Annotated in this window: 26 protein-coding genes; 17 read left to right on the top strand and 9 right to left on the bottom strand. The window is 37.8% G+C overall.

Annotated features, from left to right (window positions below):
- Window positions 1–36 precede the first annotated feature (36 nt).
- The 6 genes from atpE (at window position 37) to QF042_RS04400 (ending at window position 5463) form a co-directional block, all read left to right on the top strand.
- Window positions 37–249 (top strand): ATP synthase F0 subunit C, encoded by a 213-nt coding sequence (gene atpE, locus QF042_RS04375; protein ID WP_025144011.1) that lies wholly within the window; start codon window positions 37–39, stop codon window positions 247–249.
- 86 nt (window positions 250–335) lie between these two features.
- The gene (locus QF042_RS04380; protein ID WP_307533254.1) at window positions 336–830 is read left to right on the top strand and encodes a F0F1 ATP synthase subunit B; all 495 of its coding nucleotides are present in this window, start codon (window positions 336–338) and stop codon (window positions 828–830) included.
- A 61-nt stretch (window positions 831–891) separates the two neighbouring features.
- Window positions 892–1431 (top strand): ATP synthase F1 subunit delta, encoded by a 540-nt coding sequence (gene atpH, locus QF042_RS04385; RefSeq protein ID WP_307525714.1) that lies wholly within the window; start codon window positions 892–894, stop codon window positions 1429–1431.
- A gap of 156 nt (window positions 1432–1587) precedes the next feature.
- On the top strand, window positions 1588–3162 hold the full coding sequence (atpA, locus tag QF042_RS04390; RefSeq protein WP_108197969.1) for a F0F1 ATP synthase subunit alpha: 1575 nt from the start codon (window positions 1588–1590) through the stop codon (window positions 3160–3162).
- An 86-nt stretch (window positions 3163–3248) separates the two neighbouring features.
- On the top strand, window positions 3249–4133 hold the full coding sequence (atpG, locus tag QF042_RS04395) for an ATP synthase F1 subunit gamma (RefSeq protein ID WP_307525717.1): 885 nt from the start codon (window positions 3249–3251) through the stop codon (window positions 4131–4133).
- Window positions 4134–4335: 202 nt separating this feature from the next.
- Window positions 4336–5463, top strand: coding sequence for an ATP-binding protein (locus tag QF042_RS04400; RefSeq protein ID WP_307525719.1), 1128 nt, complete (start codon window positions 4336–4338; stop codon window positions 5461–5463).
- 74 nt (window positions 5464–5537) lie between these two features.
- Here the strand turns inward: QF042_RS04400 and QF042_RS04405 are convergent, their stop codons facing one another.
- Window positions 5538–6233 carry a hypothetical protein gene (locus tag QF042_RS04405; RefSeq protein ID WP_307525721.1) on the bottom strand — a complete coding sequence of 232 codons (696 nt, stop codon included), beginning with the start codon at window positions 6231–6233 and terminating at the stop codon, window positions 5538–5540.
- A 174-nt stretch (window positions 6234–6407) separates the two neighbouring features.
- Here QF042_RS04405 and QF042_RS04410 point away from each other — a divergent pair, with 174 nt between their 5' ends.
- From QF042_RS04410 to QF042_RS04420, 3 genes are all read left to right on the top strand, one after another.
- Window positions 6408–7175: a 5'-nucleotidase, lipoprotein e(P4) family gene (locus QF042_RS04410; protein ID WP_307525723.1), complete on the top strand. Its 768-nt coding sequence runs from the start codon at window positions 6408–6410 to the stop codon at window positions 7173–7175.
- 57 nt (window positions 7176–7232) lie between these two features.
- Window positions 7233–7451, top strand: coding sequence for a hypothetical protein (locus QF042_RS04415; protein WP_029278686.1), 219 nt, complete (start codon window positions 7233–7235; stop codon window positions 7449–7451).
- A gap of 1079 nt (window positions 7452–8530) precedes the next feature.
- Window positions 8531–9424 carry a DUF4349 domain-containing protein gene (locus QF042_RS04420; protein WP_307525728.1) on the top strand — a complete coding sequence of 298 codons (894 nt, stop codon included), beginning with the start codon at window positions 8531–8533 and terminating at the stop codon, window positions 9422–9424.
- 435 nt (window positions 9425–9859) lie between these two features.
- Here QF042_RS04420 and ruvC read toward each other — a convergent pair whose 3' ends face one another.
- Window positions 9860–10447 (bottom strand): crossover junction endodeoxyribonuclease RuvC, encoded by a 588-nt coding sequence (ruvC, locus tag QF042_RS04425; protein ID WP_307525730.1) that lies wholly within the window; start codon window positions 10445–10447, stop codon window positions 9860–9862.
- Window positions 10448–10488: 41 nt separating this feature from the next.
- On the opposite strand from ruvC, the gene QF042_RS04430 reads away from it, so the two are divergent.
- From QF042_RS04430 to QF042_RS04440, 3 genes are read left to right on the top strand one after another with little or no spacing between them, the layout of a single operon-like run.
- Complete coding sequence (locus QF042_RS04430; protein WP_307525732.1) at window positions 10489–11466, top strand: lysylphosphatidylglycerol synthase domain-containing protein; 978 nt, start codon at window positions 10489–10491, stop codon at window positions 11464–11466.
- 52 nt (window positions 11467–11518) lie between these two features.
- Window positions 11519–12580, top strand: coding sequence for a glycosyltransferase (locus QF042_RS04435; protein WP_307525733.1), 1062 nt, complete (start codon window positions 11519–11521; stop codon window positions 12578–12580).
- Window positions 12580–13722: an ABC transporter permease gene (locus tag QF042_RS04440; protein ID WP_307525735.1), complete on the top strand. Its 1143-nt coding sequence runs from the start codon at window positions 12580–12582 to the stop codon at window positions 13720–13722. The genes QF042_RS04435 and QF042_RS04440 overlap by 1 nt, the downstream gene beginning before the upstream one ends.
- 62 nt (window positions 13723–13784) lie before the next feature.
- On the opposite strand, the gene QF042_RS04445 is transcribed toward QF042_RS04440, so the two are convergent.
- The 7 genes from QF042_RS04445 to pgi all read right to left on the bottom strand — a co-directional run bounded on the left by QF042_RS04445 (window position 13785) and on the right by pgi (window position 21815).
- Window positions 13785–14237 (bottom strand): ubiquinol-cytochrome c reductase iron-sulfur subunit, encoded by a 453-nt coding sequence (locus tag QF042_RS04445; protein WP_307525737.1) that lies wholly within the window; start codon window positions 14235–14237, stop codon window positions 13785–13787.
- A 34-nt stretch (window positions 14238–14271) separates the two neighbouring features.
- The gene (locus QF042_RS04450) at window positions 14272–15219 is read right to left on the bottom strand and encodes a DUF5777 family beta-barrel protein (RefSeq protein WP_307525739.1); all 948 of its coding nucleotides are present in this window, start codon (window positions 15217–15219) and stop codon (window positions 14272–14274) included.
- 6 nt (window positions 15220–15225) lie between these two features.
- The gene (locus tag QF042_RS04455) at window positions 15226–15768 is read right to left on the bottom strand and encodes a YceI family protein (RefSeq protein ID WP_307525740.1); all 543 of its coding nucleotides are present in this window, start codon (window positions 15766–15768) and stop codon (window positions 15226–15228) included.
- 57 nt (window positions 15769–15825) lie between these two features.
- A complete protein-coding gene (locus QF042_RS04460; protein ID WP_307525742.1) occupies window positions 15826–16179 on the bottom strand; it encodes a hypothetical protein in 354 nt (117 codons plus the stop codon).
- A gap of 390 nt (window positions 16180–16569) precedes the next feature.
- A complete protein-coding gene (locus QF042_RS04465; RefSeq protein ID WP_307525744.1) occupies window positions 16570–18651 on the bottom strand; it encodes an insulinase family protein in 2082 nt (693 codons plus the stop codon).
- A 33-nt stretch (window positions 18652–18684) separates the two neighbouring features.
- Window positions 18685–19998 (bottom strand): pitrilysin family protein, encoded by a 1314-nt coding sequence (locus tag QF042_RS04470; RefSeq protein WP_307525746.1) that lies wholly within the window; start codon window positions 19996–19998, stop codon window positions 18685–18687.
- Window positions 19999–20168: 170 nt separating this feature from the next.
- Window positions 20169–21815, bottom strand: a complete 1647-nt coding sequence (pgi, locus tag QF042_RS04475; protein ID WP_307525747.1) for a glucose-6-phosphate isomerase — start codon at window positions 21813–21815, stop codon at window positions 20169–20171.
- Window positions 21816–21971: 156 nt separating this feature from the next.
- Here pgi and QF042_RS04480 point away from each other — a divergent pair, with 156 nt between their 5' ends.
- From QF042_RS04480 to QF042_RS04500, 5 genes are all read left to right on the top strand, one after another.
- Window positions 21972–22481: a hypothetical protein gene (locus QF042_RS04480; protein ID WP_307525755.1), complete on the top strand. Its 510-nt coding sequence runs from the start codon at window positions 21972–21974 to the stop codon at window positions 22479–22481.
- A 235-nt stretch (window positions 22482–22716) separates the two neighbouring features.
- Window positions 22717–24021, top strand: coding sequence for an amidohydrolase (locus QF042_RS04485; protein ID WP_307525757.1), 1305 nt, complete (start codon window positions 22717–22719; stop codon window positions 24019–24021).
- A 159-nt stretch (window positions 24022–24180) separates the two neighbouring features.
- Window positions 24181–25255, top strand: a protein-coding gene (gene prfB / locus QF042_RS04490) for a peptide chain release factor 2 (RefSeq protein WP_307525759.1) whose coding sequence is annotated in 2 segments (ribosomal slippage) — window positions 24181–24240 and window positions 24242–25255 — 1074 coding nt in all. Because the reading frame shifts where the segments join, the coding sequence is not laid out codon by codon here.
- Between the two features lie 74 nt (window positions 25256–25329).
- Entirely contained in the window at window positions 25330–25530 is a 201-nt protein-coding gene (locus QF042_RS04495) for a hypothetical protein (protein ID WP_307525761.1), read from the top strand.
- Window positions 25512–25901, top strand: coding sequence for a type II toxin-antitoxin system VapC family toxin (locus QF042_RS04500; protein ID WP_307525764.1), 390 nt, complete (start codon window positions 25512–25514; stop codon window positions 25899–25901). The genes QF042_RS04495 and QF042_RS04500 overlap by 19 nt, the downstream gene beginning before the upstream one ends.
- Window positions 25902–25924: the final 23 nt, after the last annotated feature.

Consider the following 25924-nt stretch of genomic DNA (forward strand, 5'->3'; position numbering starts at 1 on the left):
ACTATTTTTTACAAATTAATATAAATTAAATTAGTTATGGTAGGTTCAATCGCGGCAATTGGTGCCGGTTTAGCAGTAATCGGTGCAGGTATCGGTATCGGTCAAGTAGGTGGTAAAGCAATGGAAGGTATTGCTCGTCAACCAGAGGCTGCATCAAAAATTCAGACTGCAATGATTATCGCTGCTGCCCTTATTGAGGGTGCTGCTTTATTCGGTGTAGTAGTTGCATTATTAGGCTTAAACGGTTAATAATCACTGAAGAAATTAGGTTGGGTATTTAACGATTGGTTATTTACCCAGCCCTATTAAAAAGATTATTTTTAAAATTAGATAAAATGGAATTAGTAACCCCAAGCATAGGATTGGTTTTTTGGACATCATTGGCATTCATCTGCTTATTGATATTACTTAGAAAATTTGCATGGAAACCTATTTTAGGTGCTATTCACGAACGTGAGCAAAGCATTGATGAGGCACTTAACAAAGCTGAATTGGCCAAACAAGAAATGGCTCGTTTAACCAGCCAGAATCAAGATTTGATGCAGCAAGCTCGTGCAGAACGTGATGAAATTTTGAAGGAAGCTAAAACCTTAAAAGATGGTATCTTAAACGAAGCTAAAAAACAAGCTCAGGTTGAAGGTGCTAAATTGATCGAGAAAGCTAAAATCGAAATCGAGAACCAAAAGAAAGCAGCTTTGGCTGAAGTTAAAGACCAGGTTTCTTCTTTATCGTTAGAGATTGCAGAACGTGTTTTACGTACTCAATTAGATGATAAAACTAAACAAGAAACGCTAGTAGCTAACTTGTTAAAAGACGTTGAATTAAACTAAGCGTATTGCGTAAAGCGATAAGTGTGTTAAACGCCAGCCGCTAAACGCCAACCCAAAAGATATGTCAGAAATTAAAGTTGCAAGCAGATACGCCAAATCATTAATAGACTTAGCCGTTGAAAACAACGACTTAGAAACTTCTTATAATGATATGGTTTTGTTTAAAAAAGTGGTTGATGAAACCCCTGAACTAGAAGCAATATTAAAAAACCCGATTGTACCTTTAGATAAAAAGACTGGTATTTTGAACGGTATTTTTGCTGATAAAGTAAGTAAACTAACCATCTCGTTTTTCAAGATTGTGGTGAGCAAAGGTCGTTCGGCGATTTTATTTGCTACAGCAAAACAGTTTATACAACAATATAACTTAATTAAAGGTATTGTTACTGCTGACGTAACGACTGCAAGTGCATTAAGCCCTGCAGCTAAAGAGCAGATTGTTGCGATTGTAAAAAGAGAATTAAACGCCAACCAGGTTATTGTTAACGAGAAAATTAATGAGAAATTAATTGGTGGTTTTATATTAAAAGTTGGCGATAAGCAATTTGATGCAAGTATTGCCAGCGGTTTAAGTAAACTTAAAAAAGAATTTGCGCAGTAAGCGCGGAGTTATAAGCTATTGCTAGGCATAGGCGACTAAAACGCCAACCGCCCTGCGCTATGCACAAAACAAAAATTGCGATAAGCGGATGGCGAATAAATGCCAGGCGCCTTGCGCTAAGCACTAAACATTTACAAAAAGATATAAAGTAAAATTATGGTAGAGGTAAGACCAGACGAAGTATCGGCAATTATCAGACAGCAATTGGCGGGCTTCAAATCAGAAACCGAACTGGAAGAAGTTGGTACCGTGCTGCAAGTGGGCGATGGTATTGCCCGTGTTTACGGTTTAACTAAAGTTCAATCGGGAGAATTAGTTGAATTTGCAAACGGCCTGCAAGGTATTGTATTAAACCTTGAAGAAGATAACGTTGGTGTGGTACTTTTGGGTGCTTCTGACGAGATCAAAGAAGGTGATACGATTAAACGTACAAAAAAAATTGCCTCTATTAAAGTTGGTGAAGGTATGCTTGGGCGCGTAGTGAACACTTTAGGTGAGCCTTTAGATGGTAAAGGACCAATCTTAGGTGAAACTTACGAGATGCCTTTAGAGCGTAAAGCACCAGGTGTAATTTATCGTCAACCGGTAAATGAGCCTTTACAAACTGGTATTAAAGCAATCGATGCAATGATTCCAATCGGTCGTGGTCAACGTGAGTTGGTTATTGGCGATCGTCAGATTGGTAAAACTGCTGTTTGTATCGATACCATTATTAACCAAAAAGAATTTTATGAAGCAGGCCAGCCTGTGTTCTGTATTTATGTTGCTATCGGTCAGAAAAACTCTACTGTAGCTAACATTGTACGTACATTAGAAGAAAACGGCGCTTTACCATATACAGTTGTTGTTGCTGCTTCGGCTGCAGATCCTGCTCCAATGCAGTTTTATGCTCCGTTTGCAGGTGCTGCAATTGGCGAGTTTTTCCGTGATACAGGTAGACCAGCTTTAATTGTTTATGATGATTTATCTAAACAAGCTGTTGCTTACCGTGAAGTATCTTTATTACTTCGTCGTCCACCGGGCCGTGAAGCTTATCCAGGTGACGTTTTCTACTTACACAGTCGTTTGTTAGAAAGAGCTGCGAAAATCAACTCTAATGATGATATCGCTAAAGCAATGAACGATCTACCTGAATCTATCAGACATATCGTTAAAGGTGGTGGTTCATTAACTGCATTACCAATTATCGAAACTCAGGCAGGTGACGTATCAGCATATATCCCAACCAACGTAATCTCGATTACTGATGGTCAGATCTTCTTAGAGTCGAACTTGTTCAACTCAGGTATCCGTCCGGCAATTAACGTAGGTATCTCGGTATCACGTGTAGGTGGTAATGCGCAGATCAAATCGATGAAAAAAGTAGCAGGTACATTAAAATTAGACCAGGCTCAATACCGTGAGTTAGAGGCTTTCTCTAAATTCGGTTCTGATTTAGATGCTGCAACGAAATCGGTTTTAGATAAGGGTGCACGTAACGTACAAATGTTAAAACAAGCTCAGTTTACTCCTTTTACAGTTGAAAAACAAGTGGCTATTGTTTATGCAGGTACTAAAAACTTAATGCGTAGCGTACCGGTTGATAAAGTAAAAGAATTCGAAACTGAATATTTAACTCAATTGGAAATGCGTCATCCAGAAACTTTAGCGGCATTAAAAGCTGGTAAATTTGATGATACCATTACTGGCGTTTTAGATACAGTAGCAAAAGAGATTTCAAGTAAATACTAATTAGATACAAGTAGCGGGTATCAAGTATCAATATAGGTGAACAACCCAATCTTGGTACTTGATACTTAATACTCGATACTTAAAAAATGGCTAATTTAAAAGAAGTAAGAAACCGGATTGCATCGGTACAATCAACACAGCAGATTACCAAAGCTATGAAAATGGTTTCGGCTGCCAAGTTGAAACGTGCTACCAATGCAATTATCGCTTTACGTCCTTATGCAACTAAACTGAAAGAGATTTTAAGTAATCTATCAGCAAGTTTAGAAGGGTCTTCATCGCCTTTTATACAAGAGCGTGAACCTAATAAGGTTTTAATTGTAACAGTATCATCTAACCGTGGTTTGGCTGGTGCTTTTAACATGAACGTGATTAAAGCGGCCAACAATTTAATTGCTGAGAAATATAGCGAACAGTTGAAAAACGGTAATGTAAGTATTATTTCTATCGGTAAGAAAACTCAGGATTTTTACGAAAAACGTAATTATAACGTAATCGGTAATAATAATGAAGTGTATGCTGCTTTAACTTTCGAAAACGTAACCAAAATTACCGATGCCATTATGGCCGGTTTTATTAAAGGTGAGTTTGATAAAGTGGAGGTTGTTTACAATCGTTTTAAAAATGCAGCCGTTCAATTTATTACTACTGAGCAGTTGTTGCCTTTACCAAAAGCAGAAGAAACAAAGGTTGAAACTAAAACCACCAATGTTGATTACATTCTAGAACCTTCGCAGGAAGAGATTGTAGAACAATTGATTCCTAAATCTGTTAAAATTCAGTTATACAAAGCCGTTTTAGATTCTCACGCTTCTGAGCACGGTGCACGTATGACATCAATGGATAAAGCAACTGAAAACGCTGGAGAGTTGTTGAAAGCCTTAAAACTTTCGTACAACCAGGCACGTCAGGCAGCAATTACAACTGAGTTAACTGAGATTGTAAGTGGTGCAGCAGCATTAAACGGATAGTTATTGAGTCTAAAGTCGCAAGTCCTTAGTCCTCAGTCAAATAATAAAAAGCCCATTTCTGAATTGAAATGGGCTTTTTTGTGATCCATTGCTAGCCTAATCCAAAATTATTATGTTCTTTATGGATTGTAATCCAAAATTATTATGTTTTTTATGGATTGTAATCCAAAATTATTATACTTTTGTATTATAATAATTGGCCATGATTATAAGAAAACAGTTGGATTATGCTTTTGCAAGGCTTTTTAAAGGAAAAGCTTTTATCATATTTGGCCCAAGGCAAACAGGCAAAACTACTTTTGTTGAACAATTGTTGGCTAGAGTGGATAAAAAGACTTTATACCTCAATGGAGACGATGCAGATGTGAGGGAAACGCTGGCTAAACCTAACGCCACGCAGATTGCGCAAATGCTTGGTGATTATGAGGTTCTTTTTATAGATGAAGCCCAACGTATAAATGATGTAGGTTTATTGATTAAAATTATTGTAGACCGTTTTAAAAGCGTTCAGGTCATCGCTACAGGTTCATCAGCTTTTGAGTTATCAGGTAAAATTAATGAACCTTTAACGGGACGGAAATACGAGATGATGCTATTGCCTTTTTCATATGCCGAATTGGTAAACGATACCGACTTCCTTACTGAAGAAAGATCACTGGAGCAGCGCTTGATTTACGGTTCTTATCCCGAAATAATTAATGATCCGCATAATGCTGAAGAACATTTAAAACTACTTGCAGATAGTTATTTATATAAAGATCTATTTGCTTTAGAAGAAGTTAAAAAGCCCTTACTGTTCGAAAAAATAGTAAAGGCTTTGGCTTTGCAGATCGGTAGCGAGGTTAATTTCTCTGAACTGGCGCAGCTGGTTAAAGCAGATCAAAAAACGGTAGATAAATACATCAATTTGCTCGAAAAGTCCTTTGTGATTTTTACTTTACCGGCCTTTGCAGGTAATGTGCGAAATGAAATCAAAAAGAATAAGAAAATCTATTTTTATGATACCGGCATTGTAAACGCCATTACGCGGAATTTTAACCCAATAGCTAACAGAAATGATGTTGGTGCATTGTTTGAAAATTATATGATTGCTGAGCGGATAAAGTTTTTGCATCAGCATCAAATGGAAGCAGATTGCTTTTTTTGGCGCACTACACAGCAGCAAGAAATTGATTATATTGAAAAAACGAAAGGGAAATTTTTAGCTGTTGAGTTTAAATGGAGCGAAAGAGGTAAAAATAAAATCCCTGTAACTTTTACGCAAGCTTATCCGGAAGCAGAAACGCTAATCTTATCAAAATCGGAAAGAGGAAGTTTTTTGAATGGTTAATTGTTTTGGCAATGAAACAGAGAAGTCCACTCCTTAAATTGAAGTGGACTTTTTTATTTTATAATGGGTATTAATTATTTTAGTATACTTAGTCTTAAATATCCATTTTCTATTTTCAGCTGTTTTTTATTTTCATCAAAAACATTTAGATTGAATTTAGCTTCTAACAGATAATCTAATTTTCGTTTTTTTAAACTAATAATTTCAAATTTCGAGCCATTTTGATCACTTTGTGTAACAGATGCCTGTTTCCCTAAATCCGATTGACTATATGATTTAAATACTCCTTGTTGGTTGATTAGTGTAAATGCAATTCCAGAAGTAGAATTGCTTCTATAAAACTCAGTTGAATATTTATATAAACCAGGAGAAAATATATTTGTTTTGTTTTTTGGATAATTTAGATGTCCGCCATTATTTTCATTTGTAAATTCTGTTTCATTTTTGTTGTATATTTTTACAAATGAAATTGCAATGTTAGTATAGGGAGCTCTAATGCTATATTCTCTTACAAATAGTAGAGAATCTTTGTCTCCTTCTAATTGATAATTGAAGTTTACTCCAGAGGTAATTTTAAGATTTGATTGTGTCGTATAAGTCCAGTTCTTTTCAATACCAATAGCATTATAGGTTTTTCCATCAATAGAGTACGATGCTGAATCTTTAAGTAATTCTAATGCGTTTTTTGGTTCAATAATCGGGTTATCTTTCTTGCAGGCCGCAAAGAAAAATAGGGCAATAGCTACCCCTAGTAAGTGTTTAAATTTCATAGTAATTGATTTTATTTGTGTGTACCCAAAACTAATAAATTTCTATAACTAAAAAATTAATAGATTAAATTATTCGAGATTTTTTGTTGTGTATTTATCTGATATGATTTAAATGATGTTTAGATGAATGCTGCATTACAGGAGTTTAATATCTTTGAGCCTTAATTCCAAATCATGAAAAAATACCTGTTCATCATTATATCATTTTTGCTACCACTTGTAGCTGCAGCTCAAAATCCAGCGAGAGATTATACCAATGCTGTGCTTTGGCAGCAAACTTCGGGCGAGTATAGGGCCTTATGTTTTCAGGCCTATAACTTTGCCCGTTTATCATTAAAAGAAGCATTATGGGCCGATACCAGCAAAAAGCCAAATTGTGTGATTGTTGATATTGACGAAACCGTGTTAGATAATTCTGCTTTTCAAGGCTATGAAATTAAAAAAGGTTTAAGCTACAATCCTGCAGATTGGACAGAATGGACAAATCTGGCTCAGGCCGATACCGTTCCGGGTGCTTTGGCTTTTTTAAAGTTTGCAGCATCAAAGCATATCGAAATTTTTTATGTGAGTAACCGCGATGAAAAGGATTATGCAGCAACGCTGAAAAACCTGCAGCACTTTGGATTTCCTTTTGCTGATGATGCGCATTTAGTGGTTTCGAAAGGAACCTCCAATAAAGAGCCCCGCCGCCAAAAAATTAATGAAACGCATAATATTCTCCTGTTATGTGGCGATAATTTAAGCGATTTCAGTAATGTTTTTTATCGCGAAAATAAAAATACCTTTGAACAGGTAAACGCAAATCAGAACCTATTTGGAGCAAAGTATATCGTATTACCAAACCCAATGTACGGCGATTGGGAAAAGCCTTTGTATCAGGGAGAAAAACTCAGTGATAAAGATAAAGCAAAACAAAGATTTGAACGATTAAAAAGTTACTAAGTTTTATAATTATTCAGCAATAAGTATTACTTTTGCAGCATCATAAAAATAAACATTATGGAGAACAACGAATTAAAGCACAATACAGAAAGTATGAAAACGGCTAACCAGCCAGGAATTTATAAATTAATGATTTTTGGTGTACTGGTTTGCATGGTGGGTACTTACGCACGTTTCGCTTACGATTCGTGGCAAGTATCTTTAGCATCCTGGATTGTTTTGTTCATCGGTGCAATTATTGCCATTAAAGGGGTATTCAAAATATTAGACGCATAAGTCAATTGCGATCAAGATATAAAAGCCGGTCATATTCATTCATGATCGGCTTTTTTGTTTTTAAACAAACCTATCAGGTTTCAAAAACCTGATAGGTTTAAGTAGAATTAGCGAGTCTTTTTTTTGAAAGCAGTTTCCTGTGGGCATCGGTTCCGAAGCCCTGCCATCCGCTTTACCTCTCTACGTTTGTTGCCCGCTCCTGGCAGGTTTAAGTTACTTAGGCAGACCTTTCTATCCTAAACCCGACAGCCGCGGCAGCTCCCGACTTTTCGTCGTGACTAAAGCAAATGGCGGGGCTGTTGTAACCCAACCGCTTCTGTATTTGCTTTCCAAAAAAAAATAAAATGTTGTTTGGATATTAATAGCTGTTTTGCTGAAAATGTAGCTTTCTTTTTTGAAAAGCAGGTTCCTGTGGGCATCGGTTCCGAAAGCCCTGCCATTCGCTTTACCTCTCTACGTTCGGTGCCCGCTCCTGTCAGGTTTAAGTTACTTAGGCAGACCTTTCTATTCTAAACCCGACAGCCTAATCGCTTTTGTATTTGCTTTCCAAAAAAATAAAAATATTGTTTGGATATTAATAGCTGTTTTGCTGAAAATGTAGCTTTCTTTTTTGAAAAGCAGATTCCTGTGGGCATCGGTTCCGAAAGTCCTGCCATCCGCTTTACCTCTCTACGTTCGGTGCCCGCTCCTGTCAGGTTTAAGTTACTTAGGCAGACCTTTCTATCCTAAACCCGACAGCCGCGGCAGCTCCCGACTTTTCGTCGGGACTAAAGCAAATGGCGGGGCTGTTATAACCCAACCGCTTCTGGATTTGCTTTCCAAAAAAATAAAATGTTGTTTCAGATCTAATGGGCTATTGCTGAAAATTGCAACTATTTTTAAAAAATAAACCTGCAATGTGTTTAAGCGAAATCCCTACAAACTCCCCTTTCGCTGCCCCAAACTCAACATTGGGTTACCTAAATACGATTATGGTATTAAGATAAAACACAGCGTTAAAAGCTAACCAAAACGCTACACTTCTTATGGCCATTTGAAGCAAATATTTAAAATGATTATTTATTTAGAACCACACAATCATGAAAAGGAATATTATTGCTATAGCCATAGTTTTAACAATTTTTGGCTGCCAGAAATCAAATGAAAAGTATGCAAGTGCCGATGCTGTCAGCACACAGGAGCTGAACAAAGAATCTGCAGATACTACAGCAGCCGAAAAAATCATTAAAACTGCAGACATGCGTTTTCGGGTTAAAGATGTTCAAAACACCAAAGAACAGCTTAGCAAAACCATTAAAGCCGAGGGCGGAACAGTGGCTGAGTTTTCTATTGAAAGCTCTATCCAGGAAACGGATAAGGTTAAACAATCTACCGATTCATTAAAAGAAATTACCTCCTATCGTACACAGGGTTATTTGGTAGCCAGGGTTCCGTCAGAGAAACTAGACGAATTTACCAATACCATCGCAAAAATGGCTGTCTTTGTAGATCACCAATCGATGAAAATGGACGATCAAAGTATCGCTTATTTAGCCAATAAACTAAAAGCTCAGAATCGAGTTGATGCGATTGAAAAGATCAATAAAGTAGCCTCGAAAAAAAGCGCCAATGTTGAATCTTCTCTTTACATCAAAGACGATTATGTGGATAAGAAAATCGAGAATATGCAAATCGATAGTCGTGTAAAATTCAGTACCATTACCCTTAATTTTTACCAGGATAATACCGTTAAAACGATGATTGTTGCCAATGACAATTTGTACGACTACCGCCCGGCATTTATAAACAGGCTTTGGTTAGGTATTGTAAATGGCTGGACGATCTTTAAAGAAATCATTATTGCTATTTCCAATTTGTGGATGTTAATATTGGTTGGTGTTGCAATCTTCTTCACTATAAAATATTTTGTTCGTAAGAATAAATTAGCAATGGAAGAGGCTACAAAAAATATGATTGATCGTGCTCGGCAATAAGAATTATTCTATCGGTTGTCAGTCTGAGCGTAGTCGAAGACGTTTTTATAATTGAAAATAAAGATAGTTGTCCGTCGACTACACTACCATTGACAGGCTCCTATAAAAGAGGCGTCATCTCGACTGGAGTGCAACGGAATGGAGAGATCTTTGAACCCAGTTATTGAAATGAAATTTAAAAGATTTCTCCACTACGGTCGAAATGACGACACTTAGAGGCGATTTACCACCTTAAATTCTTCTGTCATTATATTGATTTTATACAATAAATACCCCCCCAGGATTGACATCCTTTTTTTATCTACTAACTAATATTATGGTGGTTCACCAACGCCCTCCATGGTCCGTGTCCGCACGGACCACTTTAAAATATAAATTTAATAAATAAATAGACCCTGAAATAAATTCAGGGTGACGGGAACTTGGAAATGAGAACTACTTCTTTGCCTTAACCGCCAAACCTTTAACCTTAGTTTTATTATCGCTTACAAAAGACTCCCAACCCGAATAGGTTTTAGATTTACCACCTGTGGCAATTTTTTGGAACGAATGACAAACGGCTACAGCCAAGCCATCGGTAGCGTCTAAAAACTCAGGTGTTTCCTTAAAATTTAATAAGCGTTGCAGCATAGCCGCCACTTGCTCTTTCGTGGCATTACCGCTGCCTGTAATCGATTGTTTGATCTTACGTGGAGAATATTCGGTAACCGAGATATTTCTGGAGAGCGCGGCTGCGATGGCAATGCCCTGTGCGCGACCCAGTTTCAACAATACTTGAATATTTTTACCATAAAACGGTGCTTCGATGGCCAGAACATCAGGCTTATACTGATCGATCAAAATCACTGTTTTTTCGAAAATCCGCTGAAGCTTAAGAAAAGGATCGTCTAAATGGGTCATTTTCACTACCCCTAAACTGATCAGTTCTGTATTATTTCCCTTCTCTAAAATTACGCCATAACCCATCACCGCCGTTCCTGGATCAATGCCCATAATAACCCGTTCCTTTTTTTCGTTCAACATTACAGCAATATTAAGCATATTTGCAAACTAAAAAGATAATCTTGACAGGCAAGAACAAAAAAATATTATCATTCATCATCAAAGCTGCAATTGTAATATTTGCTTTTTGGTTTATTTACCATAAGCTTGTTGCGAATAAAAATCTTCACGATTTCAGTACATTATTACAGGATATTCCTCAAACAGAAATTATTACCATCATCGGTATTGTGGTGTTATTAATGTTTGTGAATTGGTTTTTGGAGGCCGGAAAATGGAAATACTTAATGAGCCACATTGAGTCCATTGGTTTTTATCGTGCTATCGAATCGGTATTTTGCGGATTAACACTGGCTATTTTTACGCCTAACAGGCTAGGAGAGTATGGAGGAAGGGTATTTTTCCTATCACCCAAAAGAAGAATTGTTGGTATTGTGGCCATGAGTGTAGGTAGTATCGGCCAATTGGTATTAACGAATGTTTTTGGTGCTATTGCAGCTTGTTTTTTTGTTTACCGTTTTATCCCGATCGATCATGTGCTGTTTATCGCAGTGGTATTTCTGGCGGTATTTTTCTGCCTGTTTTTCCTGATCTTTTATTTTAACATCCGGTGGTTAAATGGGATTTTACTCTCTATTAAATTCACCAGGAAATACAAGAAGTTTTACAGCATTTTAGGTCGCTACCGAAAAAGAGAACTGTTTAAAATCATCACTTATTGTTTTGCCCGTTATTTGGTGTTTAGCTCGCAATATTTTATTTTGTTTATCTGGTTAATACCGGGTTTGCATTATGCCGATATTATAATGATGACCTGTTTGCTCTTTTTGGTTCAATCGGCATTGCCATCTTTAGATCTTTTTGATGTTGGCATCAGAAGTGTTACCGCTGTTGAACTATTTAAACATGTAACCGATCAACATGTGGCTGTTATTGCATGTACTGCAAGTATTTGGCTCATAAATATTATAATTCCTGCTATCTTAGGCACTTATTTCGTTTTTAAACTCAATTTTTTTGGAAATCTTAAATCTAATTAGTCTTATATCTGCTGCTTTAACCTTAATTTATGGTTTTTTGGTGCTTAATTTTATGAGAGGGTGGCATAACCTGATCTATTTTACGCCACAAAAATCAGATCCCCAAACCAAGGTTTCTATAATTGTTGCTGCAAGGGATGAGGAAGAAAATATCACCAAAACGATTGATGATCTGATTGCCCAGCAATATCCTAAAGCTTTAACAGAGATTATTATTATTGATGATCACTCTACCGACCGTACCGGCGAAATTGTATTGAGTTATGCGGATCGGAATGTGAAACTGATTAAGCTAAATGAAGACAGGGCCTTAAATTCATACAAAAAGAAAGCCATCCAAACAGCAATAGGTAGCTGCTCTGGTGATCTGATTATTACTACAGATGCGGATTGCAGGATGGGCCCCGATTGGCTGGCTACCATTGTAAACCTATACGAGCAGAAAAACTATAAAATGATCTCTTCTCCCGTAGCTTATTTTCAGGAGAAAAGTTTCTTTGAAAGATTGCAATCCTTAGAGTTTCTATATCTTATTGGCTTGGGTGCTTCTACCATTGGAAACAAACAGCCATCAACCTGTAATGGCGCAAATCTGGCCTACGAAAAAACAACTTTTTATGAAGTTGGTGGCTTCCAGGGGATAGATGATCTGGCATCGGGCGATGATGAGCTACTGTTGCATAAAATTGCAGCCAAATATCCGGATCAGATTGGTTTCCTCAAAAATAGAGAAGCCATTGTATACACGCACGCAAAAGAAACCTTGGGCGCATTTATACAGCAACGCAAACGCTGGGCCTCAAAGAGTACCCGTTATAAAAATAAGGCCATTATTGTGTTGGGGGTACTCATTTGGATCTTTAACCTTTCTATTCTCGCAAATTTTATCACAGGACTTTTTATTCCGGGGTTTTTAGCGATCACATTTTATCAATTATTGGTTAAAATGGTTTTAGAAACCTTATTTTTATGGGATGTAACCGGCTTTGCAAAAAGGCGCAGTTTGCTCATTTTAATACCGGTTTTAAATGTGCTGCATGTACTTTATATGGTATACATCGGTATTGCCGGAAACAGTGGTAAATACAATTGGAAAGGCAGAATGGTTAGATAATGGATAATAGCCCATCAAAAAAAGTATGGTTAAAATTTAAACGGAATAAATTCGCCTTCGGCGGATTGGTTTTTATTTTACTTTTAATGGTGATGGGTATTTTAGGTTATTTAATTATGCCTGATGATTCTCAAAATGCGAATGTTCAGATTCTTCAGTTAAACAAAAAGAAACCCGGGAGTACATTTACTTTTTTAATTATCAGCAGGAACCCTAAGGTAAAAAAGCTTAACTTTTTCGGGCGGATGCTCGACGGGCAGACACCAACTTTTAAAAGTATCCCGATTACCTCGTACAAAATCAAAGATCAGTTAGTTTTTGTACAGGAATATATTGGTGAGGACGAAAAAGCCAAAGAAACGAGGTATGAACTGAAGGATTTGTGCCCCTCTTGCGTATTGCCCTCAAAAAAAGGTACTCCACAAGGGCTTTTCGAAAAAAATAATATCTACAAAAAGACTTATATTTTAGGGACTGATATTTACGGGCGTGATTTATTAAGCCGGTTAATTTTAGGCATCCGTGTTTCACTATCGGTAGGTTTAATGGCTGTTCTGATCTCCCTCTTTATTGGCGTGAGTTTAGGAGCCATTGCTGGCTATTTTGGTGGGCGTGTAGACGCCACAATCAGCTGGTTTATGAATGTTGTTTGGTCACTCCCTTCGTTACTGCTAGTTATTGCCATATCATTTGCTTTAGGCAAGGGTTTTTGGCAGATCTTTATTGCAGTAGGCTTATCCACCTGGGTAGACGTTGCCAGATTAGTGCGTGGACAGGTAATGGCTTTAAAAGAGGTCGAATTTGTGGAGGCAGCAAGAGCTTTAGGGTTTAGTACAAGCAGAACCATCATCAAACATATATTACCGAACATTGCAGGCCCGATTTTAGTGGTAGCCTCATCTAATTTTGCCTCAGCTATATTATTAGAAACTGGCTTAAGCTTTTTAGGTTTTGGTGCTCAGCCACCGATGCCCAGTTGGGGTAGTATGATTAAAGAACATTATGGTTATATCATTATGGACGCAGCTTACCTGGCTATTTTGCCCGGTTTAGCCATTATGTTTACTGTTTATGCCTTTAATGTGCTGGCCATAGGCTTACGCGATGCCTTTGATGTAAAAGGGCAGAATGTGACCGTTTAAATCCTATTATAATAAAAAAGCAGCACCAATTACGATACTGCTTTACCCTTAAAAACAAAAAATTATGCTGTAGCAGTCAGTGTATTTCCTGAAACAGTAAGCGGATAAACTTTTAACGCACTGGTGGTGCCACCATCATTTGGTTGTGCTAAAATGCTGCCCGAAGTGGTATACCTCGAACTATGTAAGCCACATTGAATGTAATTGCTGGCCTGGATAAAACTTAATGCACCACCCTGGTGTGGGCAAACAGCTTGTGTAGCCACAAATGAGGTGCTGGTATTCCCCGCTGCAGTACGGATCAACAATATGCTGTTTACAGTGATAGATGCGCCAACGCTTAGTAATTGCGTAGCCAGATCTACACTTGCAGTCGTACCAGAAGGAACACCACCACCATTTGGCTTGCTTGGTTCTGGTGAATCACTTTTTTTACCGCAAGCAGAAAAACAAGCTCCGGTGCAAACCATGGCAACACCCAGTCCCAATGATTTGATAAATTCATTACGTTCCATAATTGTTTAGTTTTTATTTTTGGTTGAATTTGATCTATTTTGCTTTCTTCTTATCAAAGGAGAACCTTCTGGCAATACTAAAACCCCAGCGGTATTGTCCCTTAAGCCAGGAAGTATTAGTATCGGTAATAAATTGCGATTCCTGAATGGCCGTGGCGTTGGTAAAGTTGAGATGGAAAATGTGTCCACCAGTTTCAAACTCCAGTCCCGCACCAAGTGTCTTGTAATATTGTGTTCCCAATGTGCTTTCGAGGTAGGCTTTTTTATCTTTATCTCTGAATGGAATAGTATAATCGGCAACAAAAGCCATCCGTTTAGTGATCTTAATACGCCCACCAACCGACAGTGCAAGCATATCGTTCTGATCTCCAAAAACAGTAAAGTTGCGGTGTATGTATGATGGCATTACCAGCATGGAGAAGTTCGAATTAAATTTACGGGCAATTACAGCTTGCACCACATAGGTCAAACGGTCCTGAAATTCGCTGTAAGCATTCACCGTTGTTGGATCGGTTGAAGCTTTTACGGCTGCAATGGTTGTACTGCCAAACAATGTTACTGCTACGGGTATTTTTTCATCATCGGTTTGTTCCAGCAACCGATATTTTAAGTTCCCTTCGTATAATTGCGTGACTACTCCAGCGCCCTTTGCCCTGGCTATACCTACAGAAAGTTTGTCGCTGATTCCATATTCAAAGCCAATACGGATATCGGTTGATTGATCCAGGCCAAAAAAGTTCTTAATCCCGCCACCAGATCCGGCAATATCTCCAAACCGGTGATCTACCCTGAAATCCATCTCATTTTTGTAAATGGTTTCATTGGTTTGTATGTTAATGAGTTTAGTGGCCTTAAAAGTAGCCCGCACATTTTTCTTTTCGATGGGCATTTTCAGCGCATTTTCAAGTGAATCTTGGGCAAAAGCCAAAGTTGGTAAGCCAATAATAAATAGGTATATAAGAGATTTCAGATGATATTTCATAAAATTTTATTTTTTAGGTTGATAAGTAGCCGTCATTTTTACCTGTATGGTTTCGGCAATTTGTTTGAAAACAATTGTTGGAACTTTAATATTATGATCGACAAGTTTTACATTAAAGTTTGAAGTAGCCTTTACCTCATCAGCTGTAATCACCAGCGAACCTTTGACCTGATATTCTTTGGTAACCCCATGGATTTGCAGGTTCCCTTTTATGGTGATTGGATAAGTGCCTGGTTTCGAAAAATCAATTTGTTCTATAATTTTTCCTTTAAAGTCTGAGGTTGGGTATTTATCGCTTTCAATATAGTTTTCGTTAAAATGTTCCTGCATCAACTTCTTCTTAAATTGAAAAGAGGTATTGTTGATTTTGAAAATGATGTCGTTGGTTTTGATATTGACGGCCGAAGCCCCTGTTTTACTCAAAGCATCGATATCTTCAACAGGTGTTGAAGAGAAAAATGAAGAAGTTACATTTTTACTTACCCATATCTGCGCTTTTATACCTGTGCATAATAACAAGGCTATTAAGGTGAAAAGTAGTTTTTGCATCGGTGTATTTATTTAAATTTTTTAATGGAATCCTCTTGATTTGGCGTTAATCCTTATTTATTCTGGCATACCTTTATCCACCCAAGCTTGTAATAATTCTCTTTCGCTTGCGGTTAAAGACCCGCCTTTAGGCATAGTTTTAGTAACCAAAACTGAATTAGCTACACGTGCATCATTTTTTATAGAAGCCAAGCCATTTAATGCCCATACCACTTTAATGCCCCCATTAGGACCATGGCAGCTGTTACATTTGGTTTGAAACAGTGCTCCGGCAAAATTTGTGTAGGTTACATTGGCAGTGCTTACCGGGGTAGGACCAGCAGGCTTTAATTCTTCTGCTTGTTTTTTAGAGCAGGCAAAAAGCATGGCAGTAATTGCGGCTAATAAAAAGATTGAATTTTGTTTTTTCATAGATATTTAATTAAGATTAAAATTGGTGATAGATTCATTTCTAGATCCTCATATTCGATTGCTGTGCAGGGCAATTGAAATTTTTGCGGCGATGGCCGAATTGTTTTTTGCTTTTACCGATATGCATAACATGATTAGAAATGCAGCAAATAGAATTGCGATAACTTGTTTTTTTGCTGTCATGCCTCTGTAGTTTAAAGTTTATGTTCTGTTTAGTTAAAAATCTTCACTGTTTTTTGAGTCCAGCCCGGGTTTTAATCGGATTCCTGTTGAAATCTTAATGGTTACGTAGCTTTCTTAGCATTGGTTGCCTGCAATAAAAAAAAACACAAAAAAAAGCCGTCCCGATTTTACATCGGAACGGCTTTCGAGATAAATTATAGCTAAAACCTAGTTAAAATCTTCGGCTTTTAATGGCGGATTGACTTTAATGTCTTTAATTACAACTGAAAATTCCTGAGAACCTTGTGGGGTTACCACCGATTGAGTTAAAGTAAACGGAAATAATACATCGCCAACTTTTTTGTAGTTTGAATATTCCGTAGATTGATTAATTTCAACTCCACCTTTGGTAGTGGTGCTTTCGTCTTTTAAAAGTAAGCCTGATTTGGTGTCGTAATATTCAGTTTTCTTTTTGCCTGAAGGAGAAGTGATATTTAATTTAAATGCATCAGCAGTACCAACTTTTGCCGTTCCTGCTGATTCAATTTTAGTCCCATCAGTTGCATAGTACAGTTGACCGCCATAACCTTTATCATCTTTCTTTTCAGCCAGGTCATCGCCAGTTAATTCAGCTTTTTGCCCCATCTGCATCGCATAACCTGTTTTACCATTGTAAACCTGTTTCATTGCAGTTTGGCCCCCCATAGAAATTTCCATGCTGCTTAAGTTAGGTGCCATGTTTTTAATGGTAACCGTTAATTTTTGACCTTGCATTTCCATCTCTCCATTTTGCTGTAAAGAAGTAAGTTTTTTAATTGCTTCTGCACCACCGATTGCTTTGATGTAGTTGCTGATAATTTGTGCTGGTACGGGAGGAGGGGGAGAGAGTGTTACTTCATTTTCTTGAACCGGATTTGCATAGTTGTCGAAAACCCGTGGTTTAAAACCTGCTTTGAATAAACCAACAGCAAATGCATCAGTTTTACCCACAATAACTACTCGTGTATTATCATGATTATAATACTTTTTGGTTACCCTTAAAATATCATCGGTAGTTACGGCATTAATCTTTTGTAAATAAGTGCGGTAAAAATCCTTTGGTAAATTATTAATTAAGATATTACTAGCGAAGCCTGCAGTACGTGCCGGATTTTCTAAGCCCAGTGCAAACGATCCGTTAAAAAGATTTTTCGCATTCTGTAATTCATCAGCAGTAACCTTTATCGTGCGGATAGTGTTAATTTCTTTTAAGAACTCGACCACTGCACTATCAACTTTCTCGTTTCTAACAGCAGCATTAGCCGAAAATTTAGATTGGAAACGACCAGAACCTGTGCTTGAGTATGCACCATAAGTAAAGCCATGTTTCTCTCGAAGGTTGTCAAATAATCTAGATTCAGAGCCTCCACCTAAGATTTGGTTCGCCAATAAAATCGGGAAATAATCAGGGCTGCTCATCGGTAAGTCGATTAAGTTAACAACCGTAATTTCAGATTGAACTGCATTACTTACATTGATAATGTCTACTTCTGTTTTGGCAGGATTAGTAACTTTAGTAAGTACTGGTAAAGTTAATGCAGTTCCTTTCCAATCGCCAAAGGCTTTCTCTGCCAAAGCTTTTGCCGCTTCCGGTTTAATATCGCCTACAAAAGTTAAGTAACCTCTTGATGGGGTAATGTATTTCTTATAAGCTGCTTTTACATCGTCTAAAGTGATGCCTGTTATAGAAGCCTCCGTTTCAAACTCTCCATAAGGATGGTTTTTGCCATAAGCCAATGCATTTACTACACGCGCTGAAATGGCTTTTGCACTTTTCTCGTTGGATTTTAATCCGGTGATGGTTTGCGATTTTAGTTTTTCGAAAGATTCTGCCGGGAAAGCAGGTTTACGGATACTCTCGGCCATTAAAGCAAATGCCTGAGGAAAATAACGGGTTAAAGCAGAAGCACTACCACCATATGAACCAGCACTTACATCGGCACCTAACTGATCTACGGCCTCGTCAAATTGTGCCTTTGTCTTCGTTGTGGTTCCTTCGTTCAGCATATTGCCCATCAACCCAACAACGCCTGCTTTTGCACCTTCGGTAATAGGACCTGCATCGATACTGTAACTTGCTGATACTTTAGGTAGTTTATGGTTTTCTACCACCAAAACAGTTATGCCATTTGCTAATTTATAAATAACAGGATCGCCAACAGTAATAATCGGTGCAGGGCCTGGTTTTGGTTTATGGCTTCGATCTATTGTTTGTGCTGAAATACCTTGAGCCAATAAGGAAACTGCAGCTATAATGAATAATTTCTTCATGTTTTTAATAATTAAAATGAAAAAGCGATCAGCTTATTTCTTAGGTAAGTAATACAATACAACTCTTTGGTTTTTGTTCAGGTATTTTTTAGCAACATCTCTGATCTCCTCGCGGGTAATGGATCTGATTACTTCTAATTCCTTGTTAATGTCGTTTGTATCCTTATCATGGAAAGTATAACCATCAGCTAAGTTTTCGGCAACACCAAGCATTTTGCTATTTGCACTTACATAATTGTTTTCAAACTTGTTCTGTAGCTTTTTATAATCGCTTTCACTAATTAAATCTGTTTGAAGGCGTAAAACTTCTTCATCAATATCTTTTAATAAATCGTTAAGCGGAGTATTCTTATTGGGTAGTGCAAGTGTAATATATGCACCGTAATCTTCAAGCGAATAGTTAAAAGCAGCAACCTGTAGAGCTGTTTTCTTTTGATCAACCATTTTAGTGCTTAATCTCGAACTTCCTCCTTCTGATAAAATAGAGCTAACCATACCTAATACCTTGCTCTCTCTGCTCTTCATGCCTGGTACACGGTAAGCGGCAAAAATAGCTGGGATCTGAATATTGGCATCGTAGGCTGTATCAATGATTTCTTTGGTAATTTCGGGTAATTTGAATTCCTGACGAACAATTGGTGCACCTTTAGGCACTTCAGCGAAGTAAGATTTTACCAAAGCTTTTGTTTTGTCTACATCTAAATCGCCGGCAATGGTTAGAACTGCATTGTTGGGTACGTAATACTTTTTAAAGAAAGCGATAAACTCACTCAATTTTGCAGCATCTAAATGCTCCATGGAGCCGATAGGTTGCCAGCGGTAAGGGTGACCATCAAACAAATGAGAGAAAATTTTCTCTGTAAATTTTCCATATGGTGAGTTGTCTATGCGTAAACGTTTTTCTTCCTTTACCACTTCATTCTGTGTTTTTACACCGCTTTCATTAATTACCGGGTGTAACATTCTTTCGCTTTCCAGCCATAAACCCAGTTCCAATTGGTTTGATGGAAAAACTTCATAGTAAAAAGTACGGTCTTGAGAAGTATTGGCATTGTTCTGTCCGCCATTACTACTCACTAATTTCATAAATTCACCTTTTTTGATATTATCCGAACCTTCGAATAATAAGTGTTCAAAAAAGTGAGCAAAGCCTGTACGCTGGGTTTCTTCGTCTTTAGAGCCAACATGGTACATTACCGAAACGGCAACAACGGGAGCGGTTTTGTCTTCGTGTAGAATGACGTGGAGACCATTGTCCAGGTCGAATTCCGTAAACTGTACTTTTTGGGCAGAAGCACTTAAGCACAGACCAGAAATAGCCAAAGCAAAGAGAATTCTTTTTTTCATGAGCATATAATTTGTTTTTAATGAATAGAAATCAAAGGTAAAAGCAAGTAACGATTTCTTAAATAAGTTAATTTGGTTTCACTTGAGTGAAATAGATATTAAGGACGGTCTAAAATATGGATTAAAACAAAAAAAGCGAGCACTAAACCCGCTTTTTTTTGAAATATATTTTACCTCCAGGCCTTGTATTGGTTAATTAAGCCATTGGTAGAACTATCATGGCTTGAAACTTTTTCGCTGCCTGCCAGCTCCGGAAGAATCTTTTTGGCTAATTGTTTACCAAGTTCTACTCCCCACTGATCGAAACTAAAGATGTTCCAGATAATGCCCTGAACAAATATTTTATGTTCGTAAATGGCTACTAAGCTGCCTAAAGTATATGGTGTTACTTTTTTCAATAATATTGAGTTTGTTGGGCGATTGCCTTCAAATACTTTAAAAGGAGCAATTTTTTCGATTTCTGAATCTGATTTACCATCCTTCCTTAACTCAGCTGTTACTTCTTCTTCGGTTTTACCGTTCATCAAAGCTTCTGTTTGCGCAAAAAAGTTCGACAATAGGATAGGATGGTGATCACCTAATGGATTTAAACTCTGTGCAGGCGCAATAAAATCAGCAGGAATAATTCTGGTGCCCTGGTGGATTAACTGATAAAAGGCATGCTGGCCGTTTGTTCCAGGCTCACCCCAGATAATCGGTCCGGTTTCATAATCAACCTCATTGCCGTTTCTATCAACATGTTTACCATTACTTTCCATATCTCCCTGTTGGAAATAAGCAGCAAAACGGTGCATATATTGGTCGTAAGGTAAAATAACCTGTGTTTCTGCATTGTAGAAATTGATATACCAAACGCCTAACAAACCTAAAATTACAGGCAGGTTACTTTCAAACTCGGCAGTTTTAAAGTGGTTATCAGCTGCATGGGCGCCAGCTAACAATTGTTTAAAATTATCGAAGCCTATACTTAATGAAATGGATAAGCCGATAGCGCTCCATAAGGAGTAACGACCGCCAACCCAATCCCAAAACTCAAACATGTTTTCGGTATCGATACCAAAAGCAGAAACGTCTTTAGCATTGGTAGATAATGCTGCAAAGTGTTTGGCAATATCACTTTCTTTACCACCTTTTTCTAAAAACCATGTACGGGCAGAGTGTGCATTCGTCATGGTTTCTTGTGTAGTAAAAGTTTTCGATGCAACTAAGAATAATGTTGTCTCAGCATTCAAATCTGCTAATGTTTCGGCGATGTGTGTGCCATCAATATTCGAAACAAAGTGAATATTTAAGTGGTTTTTATAATGCTTTAAAGCTTCGGTAACCATTACAGGACCGAGGTCTGACCCACCGATACCAATATTTACCACATCAGTTATGGCTTTGCCGGTATAACCTTTCCATTCGCCGCTGATGATGCTGTTGCTAAATTTCTCCATTTTAGCCAGTACGGCATTTACTTCAGGCATCACATCTTTACCATCAACTAAAATTGGGGCATTGCTTAAATTACGTAAGGCAATATGAAGCACCGAACGGTCTTCCGTTTCATTTATCTTATCGCCATTGTACATCGATTTTATAGCTTCATCCAATTTACACTCACGAGCCAATTGAATCAATAGTGCAAATGTTTCATCGCTGATACGGTTCTTGCTATAATCTAGCAGAATATCCTCAAAAAAAACAGAAAACTTATTGAAACGATCTGCATCATCAGCAAAAAGATCTTTAATGCTTTTTTGATTGATATCTATGAAATGATCGGCTAAATACTTATAGGCCTCAGTTTCTGTGAAATTTACTTTAGGTAACATAATCTTTGTTTTTTTGTAAAAGTAATAAAGCAAAAATTTAAAATGGTCTTTTTAATGTGCTAAATCAATAAGAATTTTTAATGTCGATTAAACACATTAACTTTAATACAGCGTCCCTGTTGGTTCATCAATTATTTTAACCTTTAATTCTACGTTATGTTAGAAAATTTAAATGATATGGTGCGTGAAAACGTACAGGAAAGTGTTGTAAACAATACAGCTATTCCGAATGAACACAATGAAGCCGTAATCCAAGCTGCATCTGGTTCTATTTTCGATACGCTGAAAGATCAGGTATCATCAGGTAATATCGGTGCATTAACCGATATATTTAACGGTAACAAAGCAGAAGGTACTCATGTTGCTGAGCAGGCTACGGGGAGTTTTATGGATAAATTAAGTGACCTGGGCATTAATGCCGATACGGCAAAGTCTTTGGCAGCAAGTATTATTCCGGGCCTGATTGCCAGGTTTACCCAAAAAACAAATGACCCGAACGATAGTGCTTTTAACATCAAAGATGTTTTGGGAAGTTTGGGAGGTGATGACGGTAAATTTGATGTTAGTGATGTAATCGGGATGTTTAACGGTGGTGGACAGGCGGCGCAACCTGGCCAAACCGGTGGTGGCGGTATTATGGATAAACTGAAGGGAATGTTTAATTAAGCATTTACTGATTTTTAGGATCCATGTCCTTTTGATCTACCCGTAAAAATATATACTTAAGAAGAGCTGTCAACTTTTATAGCAAACCTGCCATTAAAGTTGACAACTCTAAAATCCATTTTGGAAACCTTAGCGTCGATACTTGCAGAAATACTGTTGTTATCTGTTCAGCTAAGACCAAATTCCATCTCTCCCTAAAATTGTTTAGCTTAGAGCACCTAAACTAAATAGTCATATGAAGAAAATATTCCTGATCGGTTTTTCGCTACTGGCATTAAATTCTTTTGCCCAAAAGTCAGATTTAAGACCATTGGTTTCGAAAAAAGCCGATGCTATCGAACAAAAAGTAATTGCCTGGAGACGCGATTTTCACGAACATCCTGAATTGGGAAATACTGAAGTAAGAACAGCTGGCATTATTGCAAAACACCTGGAGTCTTTAGGTATACAAGTAAAAACAGGTGTAGCGAAAACTGGAGTGGTTGGTGTGCTAAAAGGAGGTAAACCCGGGCCAGTAGTGGCCTTGCGTGCCGATATGGATGGTTTGCCTGTTACAGAGCGGGTAGATGTTCCATTTGCCTCAAAGGTGAAAACACAATATAACGGACAAGAGGTAGGTGTAATGCATGCCTGTGGTCATGATAGCCATGTGGCTATTTTAATGGGCGTAGCAGAAGTGCTGGCTTCTATGCAAAAAGATATTCAAGGGACGGTGAAATTTATATTTCAACCCGCTGAAGAAGGCGTACCTGCCGGCGATGAAGGTGGAGCTGCTTTAATGATTAAAGAGGGCGTGCTCGAAAACCCTAAAGTTGATGTGATTTTCGGCTTGCATATCAATTCTCAAACCGAAGTTGGCGATGTAACTTATCGCCCGGGCGGAACAATGGCTGCTGTAAACGATATGAAGATTACGGTTACCGGCCGACAGGCACATGGGGCTTACCCATGGAGCAGTATCGATCCGGTGGTGGTTTCTGCTCAGATTATTAACAGTTTGCAAACCATAGTAAGTAGGAATTTAAATGTGACTGAAAATCCAGGCGTGGTTACTATAGGAGCCATCAATGGCGGTGTACGTTCGAACATTATTCCCGAAAAGGTAGAAATGTTGGGCACGGTACGTAACTTTAGCAAGGAAGATGAGGCCATGTTTATCGATAGGATCAAAACCATTGTAACCAAAACCGCCGAGGCAGGTGGAGCTACGGCAGAAGTTAAAATCCCTTACAGTAATCATTATCCGGTTACCTTTAACAATATTGCATTAACCGAAAAAATGCTGCCCAGTATGGAAACTACAGCAGGTAAGGATCATGTGAAATTAAAACCACCTGTTACAGGAGCAGAAGATTTTTCTTTCTTTCAGGAAAAGGTACCTGGCTTATTTGTATTTTTAGGGGGGATGCCAAAAGGTAAAGATCCTTTAAAAGCCCCTTCGCACCATACCCCCGATTTTTATCTTGATGAAAGCGGCTTCGTATTGGGCGTTAAATTACTTTCCAATCTTACTTTAGATTATATGTCGATGAAGAAATAGGAGTTGGTTCATTAGTTCAATAGTCATTGGTTCATTCGTTATCATGCCTGATTGGTTAAAGAAAATAAATTTGGTTAATATGCAGTAAGGGGACAGTTTTTAATTGAAATCGCTTTCCGCCATGCGCTATGCTCAAAGCGATTTCCTATATTTGTTACCATGACCAAAGAAAATATTCAGGATTTAAGGGACAGAGTAACGTCGCTGAGGAGGTATCTTTGACGTTGATGAGCTACTTTACGCTATCCGCGAAGAAGAAAAATTAACAATGGCTCCCGATTTCTGGGACGACCCTAAAAAAGCAGAAAAAATTCTTGCCGAAATCAGTTCAAAGAAAAAATGGACGGATGGCTTTAACCAAACCAATAGTGCGGTTGAGGATGCAGCGGTGATGTTCGAATTTTTTCAATCGGGCGACGCTTCAGAAGCTGAGCTCCAAGATCAGTTCGAGGTCGCAAAAACTGCTGTAGAAGAACTGGAGCTTAAAAATATGCTTCGTAGCAAAGAAGACCAGCTTTCTGCCGTTTTACAGATTACTGCCGGAGCTGGTGGAACGGAGAGCTGCGACTGGGCTTATATGTTGATGCGGATGTATATGATGTGGGGTGAGAAGAACGGTTATAAAATTACCGAACAGGATAGTCAGGAAGGGGAGGTTGCAGGTATAAAATCGGTAACACTTCAATTTGATGGCGATTTCTCCTACGGTTATCTTAAAGGCGAAAATGGTGTACACCGTTTAGTTCGGATTTCTCCCTTCGATTCAAATGCCCGCAGGCATACCTCTTTTGCTTCTGTTTATGTTTATCCCTTGGTTGATGATACCATACAGATTGATATTAACCCTGCTGACATAGAATTCGAAACATTCAGGGCTGGTGGGGCAGGCGGACAAAATGTAAACAAAGTGGAAACTGCTGTGCGTTTATACCACAAACCATCGGGCATTATTATTAAAAACCAGGAGTCGCGATCGCAGCTGCAAAATAAGGAGAATGCAATCCGTTTGCTTAAATCGCAATTGTACGAGATTGAAGAACGTAAGCGTAATGAAGCAACAGCACTTGTAGAGGGATCGAAAAAGAAAATTGAATGGGGCTCGCAGATCAGGAGTTATGTGCTCGATGATAGAAGAGTAAAAGATCACCGTACCAATTATCAAACTTCAAATCCTGATGCCGTTTTAAATGGCGATATAAACGATTTCTTGAAAGCTTATTTAATGGAGTTTTAAATTGAGCCTTCAGCTCAATTAATTGTAAATTTTGTATATTTGACTGAAGCGGGGCTTTATTAATCTCAACCATTATGGATACATTGATCATAGAATTAACCAACCAAAAAGCGTATAAACTTTTGAAGGAATTGGAAGAATTGCATCTTATCCGAGTGATTAAAAAAAACATTAAAACTTCTGAACTTCGCAATCAAATTAAAAATCAGATGAATGCGAAAGCCATTGATGCACAATTAAATGATTTGCGTGGAGAATGGCAGAGAGATATTTAATTGATACGTCGGCAGCCATAAAATATTTAAATGGAACCTTCTCTCCAAAAGGTTTGAAATATATGGATGATATTGTGGATGTAGAATCTGTGATGTCGTTTATTTCAGAAATAGAATTGCAGGTATGGAAGCCAACAAATCCAGATGATATTATTGTATATCAAAAATTTGTATCAATTTCAATTATTTTAGGCCTGCAGGATGGAATTATTGCTGAAACGATTAGGGTTAGAAAAACGTACAACTTAAAACTGCCTGATGCATTAATAGCTGCAACTTGTTTGGTAAATAACCTTACTCTTATAGCAGATAATGATAAAGACTTTGTTAAAGTTACATCCTTAAAATGTGTTAATCCGAGTACTTTATAGTTATGAATAAATTTTTTTTAATA

Source organism: Pedobacter sp. W3I1 (assembly GCF_030816015.1).
Taxonomy (GTDB): Bacteria; Bacteroidota; Bacteroidia; order Sphingobacteriales; family Sphingobacteriaceae; genus Pedobacter.

Bases quoted from the DNA above. Each gene is read 5' to 3' on its own strand.
- QF042_RS04480 (WP_307525755.1), top strand. From the start codon at position 21,972: ATGTTAGAAAATTTAAATGATATGGTGCGTGAAAACGTACAGGAAAGT.
- QF042_RS04495 (WP_307525761.1), top strand. From the start codon at position 25,330: ATGGATACATTGATCATAGAATTAACCAACCAAAAAGCGTATAAACTT.
- atpG (WP_307525717.1), top strand. From the start codon at position 3,249: ATGGCTAATTTAAAAGAAGTAAGAAACCGGATTGCATCGGTACAATCA.
- QF042_RS04460 (WP_307525742.1), bottom strand. From the start codon at position 16,179: ATGAAAAAACAAAATTCAATCTTTTTATTAGCCGCAATTACTGCCATG.
- QF042_RS04435 (WP_307525733.1), top strand. From the start codon at position 11,519: ATGAGAGGGTGGCATAACCTGATCTATTTTACGCCACAAAAATCAGAT.
- QF042_RS04470 (WP_307525746.1), bottom strand. From the start codon at position 19,998: ATGAAAAAAAGAATTCTCTTTGCTTTGGCTATTTCTGGTCTGTGCTTA.
- QF042_RS04410 (WP_307525723.1), top strand. From the start codon at position 6,408: ATGAAAAAATACCTGTTCATCATTATATCATTTTTGCTACCACTTGTA.
- QF042_RS04420 (WP_307525728.1), top strand. From the start codon at position 8,531: ATGAAAAGGAATATTATTGCTATAGCCATAGTTTTAACAATTTTTGGC.
- QF042_RS04485 (WP_307525757.1), top strand. From the start codon at position 22,717: ATGAAGAAAATATTCCTGATCGGTTTTTCGCTACTGGCATTAAATTCT.
- QF042_RS04380 (WP_307533254.1), top strand. From the start codon at position 336: ATGGAATTAGTAACCCCAAGCATAGGATTGGTTTTTTGGACATCATTG.
- QF042_RS04415 (WP_029278686.1), top strand. From the start codon at position 7,233: ATGGAGAACAACGAATTAAAGCACAATACAGAAAGTATGAAAACGGCT.
- QF042_RS04465 (WP_307525744.1), bottom strand. From the start codon at position 18,651: ATGAAGAAATTATTCATTATAGCTGCAGTTTCCTTATTGGCTCAAGGT.
- atpE (WP_025144011.1), top strand. From the start codon at position 37: ATGGTAGGTTCAATCGCGGCAATTGGTGCCGGTTTAGCAGTAATCGGT.
- QF042_RS04455 (WP_307525740.1), bottom strand. From the start codon at position 15,768: ATGCAAAAACTACTTTTCACCTTAATAGCCTTGTTATTATGCACAGGT.
- QF042_RS04400 (WP_307525719.1), top strand. From the start codon at position 4,336: ATGATTATAAGAAAACAGTTGGATTATGCTTTTGCAAGGCTTTTTAAA.
- QF042_RS04450 (WP_307525739.1), bottom strand. From the start codon at position 15,219: ATGAAATATCATCTGAAATCTCTTATATACCTATTTATTATTGGCTTA.
- QF042_RS04405 (WP_307525721.1), bottom strand. From the start codon at position 6,233: ATGAAATTTAAACACTTACTAGGGGTAGCTATTGCCCTATTTTTCTTT.
- atpA (WP_108197969.1), top strand. From the start codon at position 1,588: ATGGTAGAGGTAAGACCAGACGAAGTATCGGCAATTATCAGACAGCAA.
- QF042_RS04500 (WP_307525764.1), top strand. From the start codon at position 25,512: ATGGCAGAGAGATATTTAATTGATACGTCGGCAGCCATAAAATATTTA.
- QF042_RS04445 (WP_307525737.1), bottom strand. From the start codon at position 14,237: ATGGAACGTAATGAATTTATCAAATCATTGGGACTGGGTGTTGCCATG.
- ruvC (WP_307525730.1), bottom strand. From the start codon at position 10,447: ATGTTGAACGAAAAAAAGGAACGGGTTATTATGGGCATTGATCCAGGA.
- atpH (WP_307525714.1), top strand. From the start codon at position 892: ATGTCAGAAATTAAAGTTGCAAGCAGATACGCCAAATCATTAATAGAC.
- pgi (WP_307525747.1), bottom strand. From the start codon at position 21,815: ATGTTACCTAAAGTAAATTTCACAGAAACTGAGGCCTATAAGTATTTA.
- QF042_RS04440 (WP_307525735.1), top strand. From the start codon at position 12,580: ATGGATAATAGCCCATCAAAAAAAGTATGGTTAAAATTTAAACGGAAT.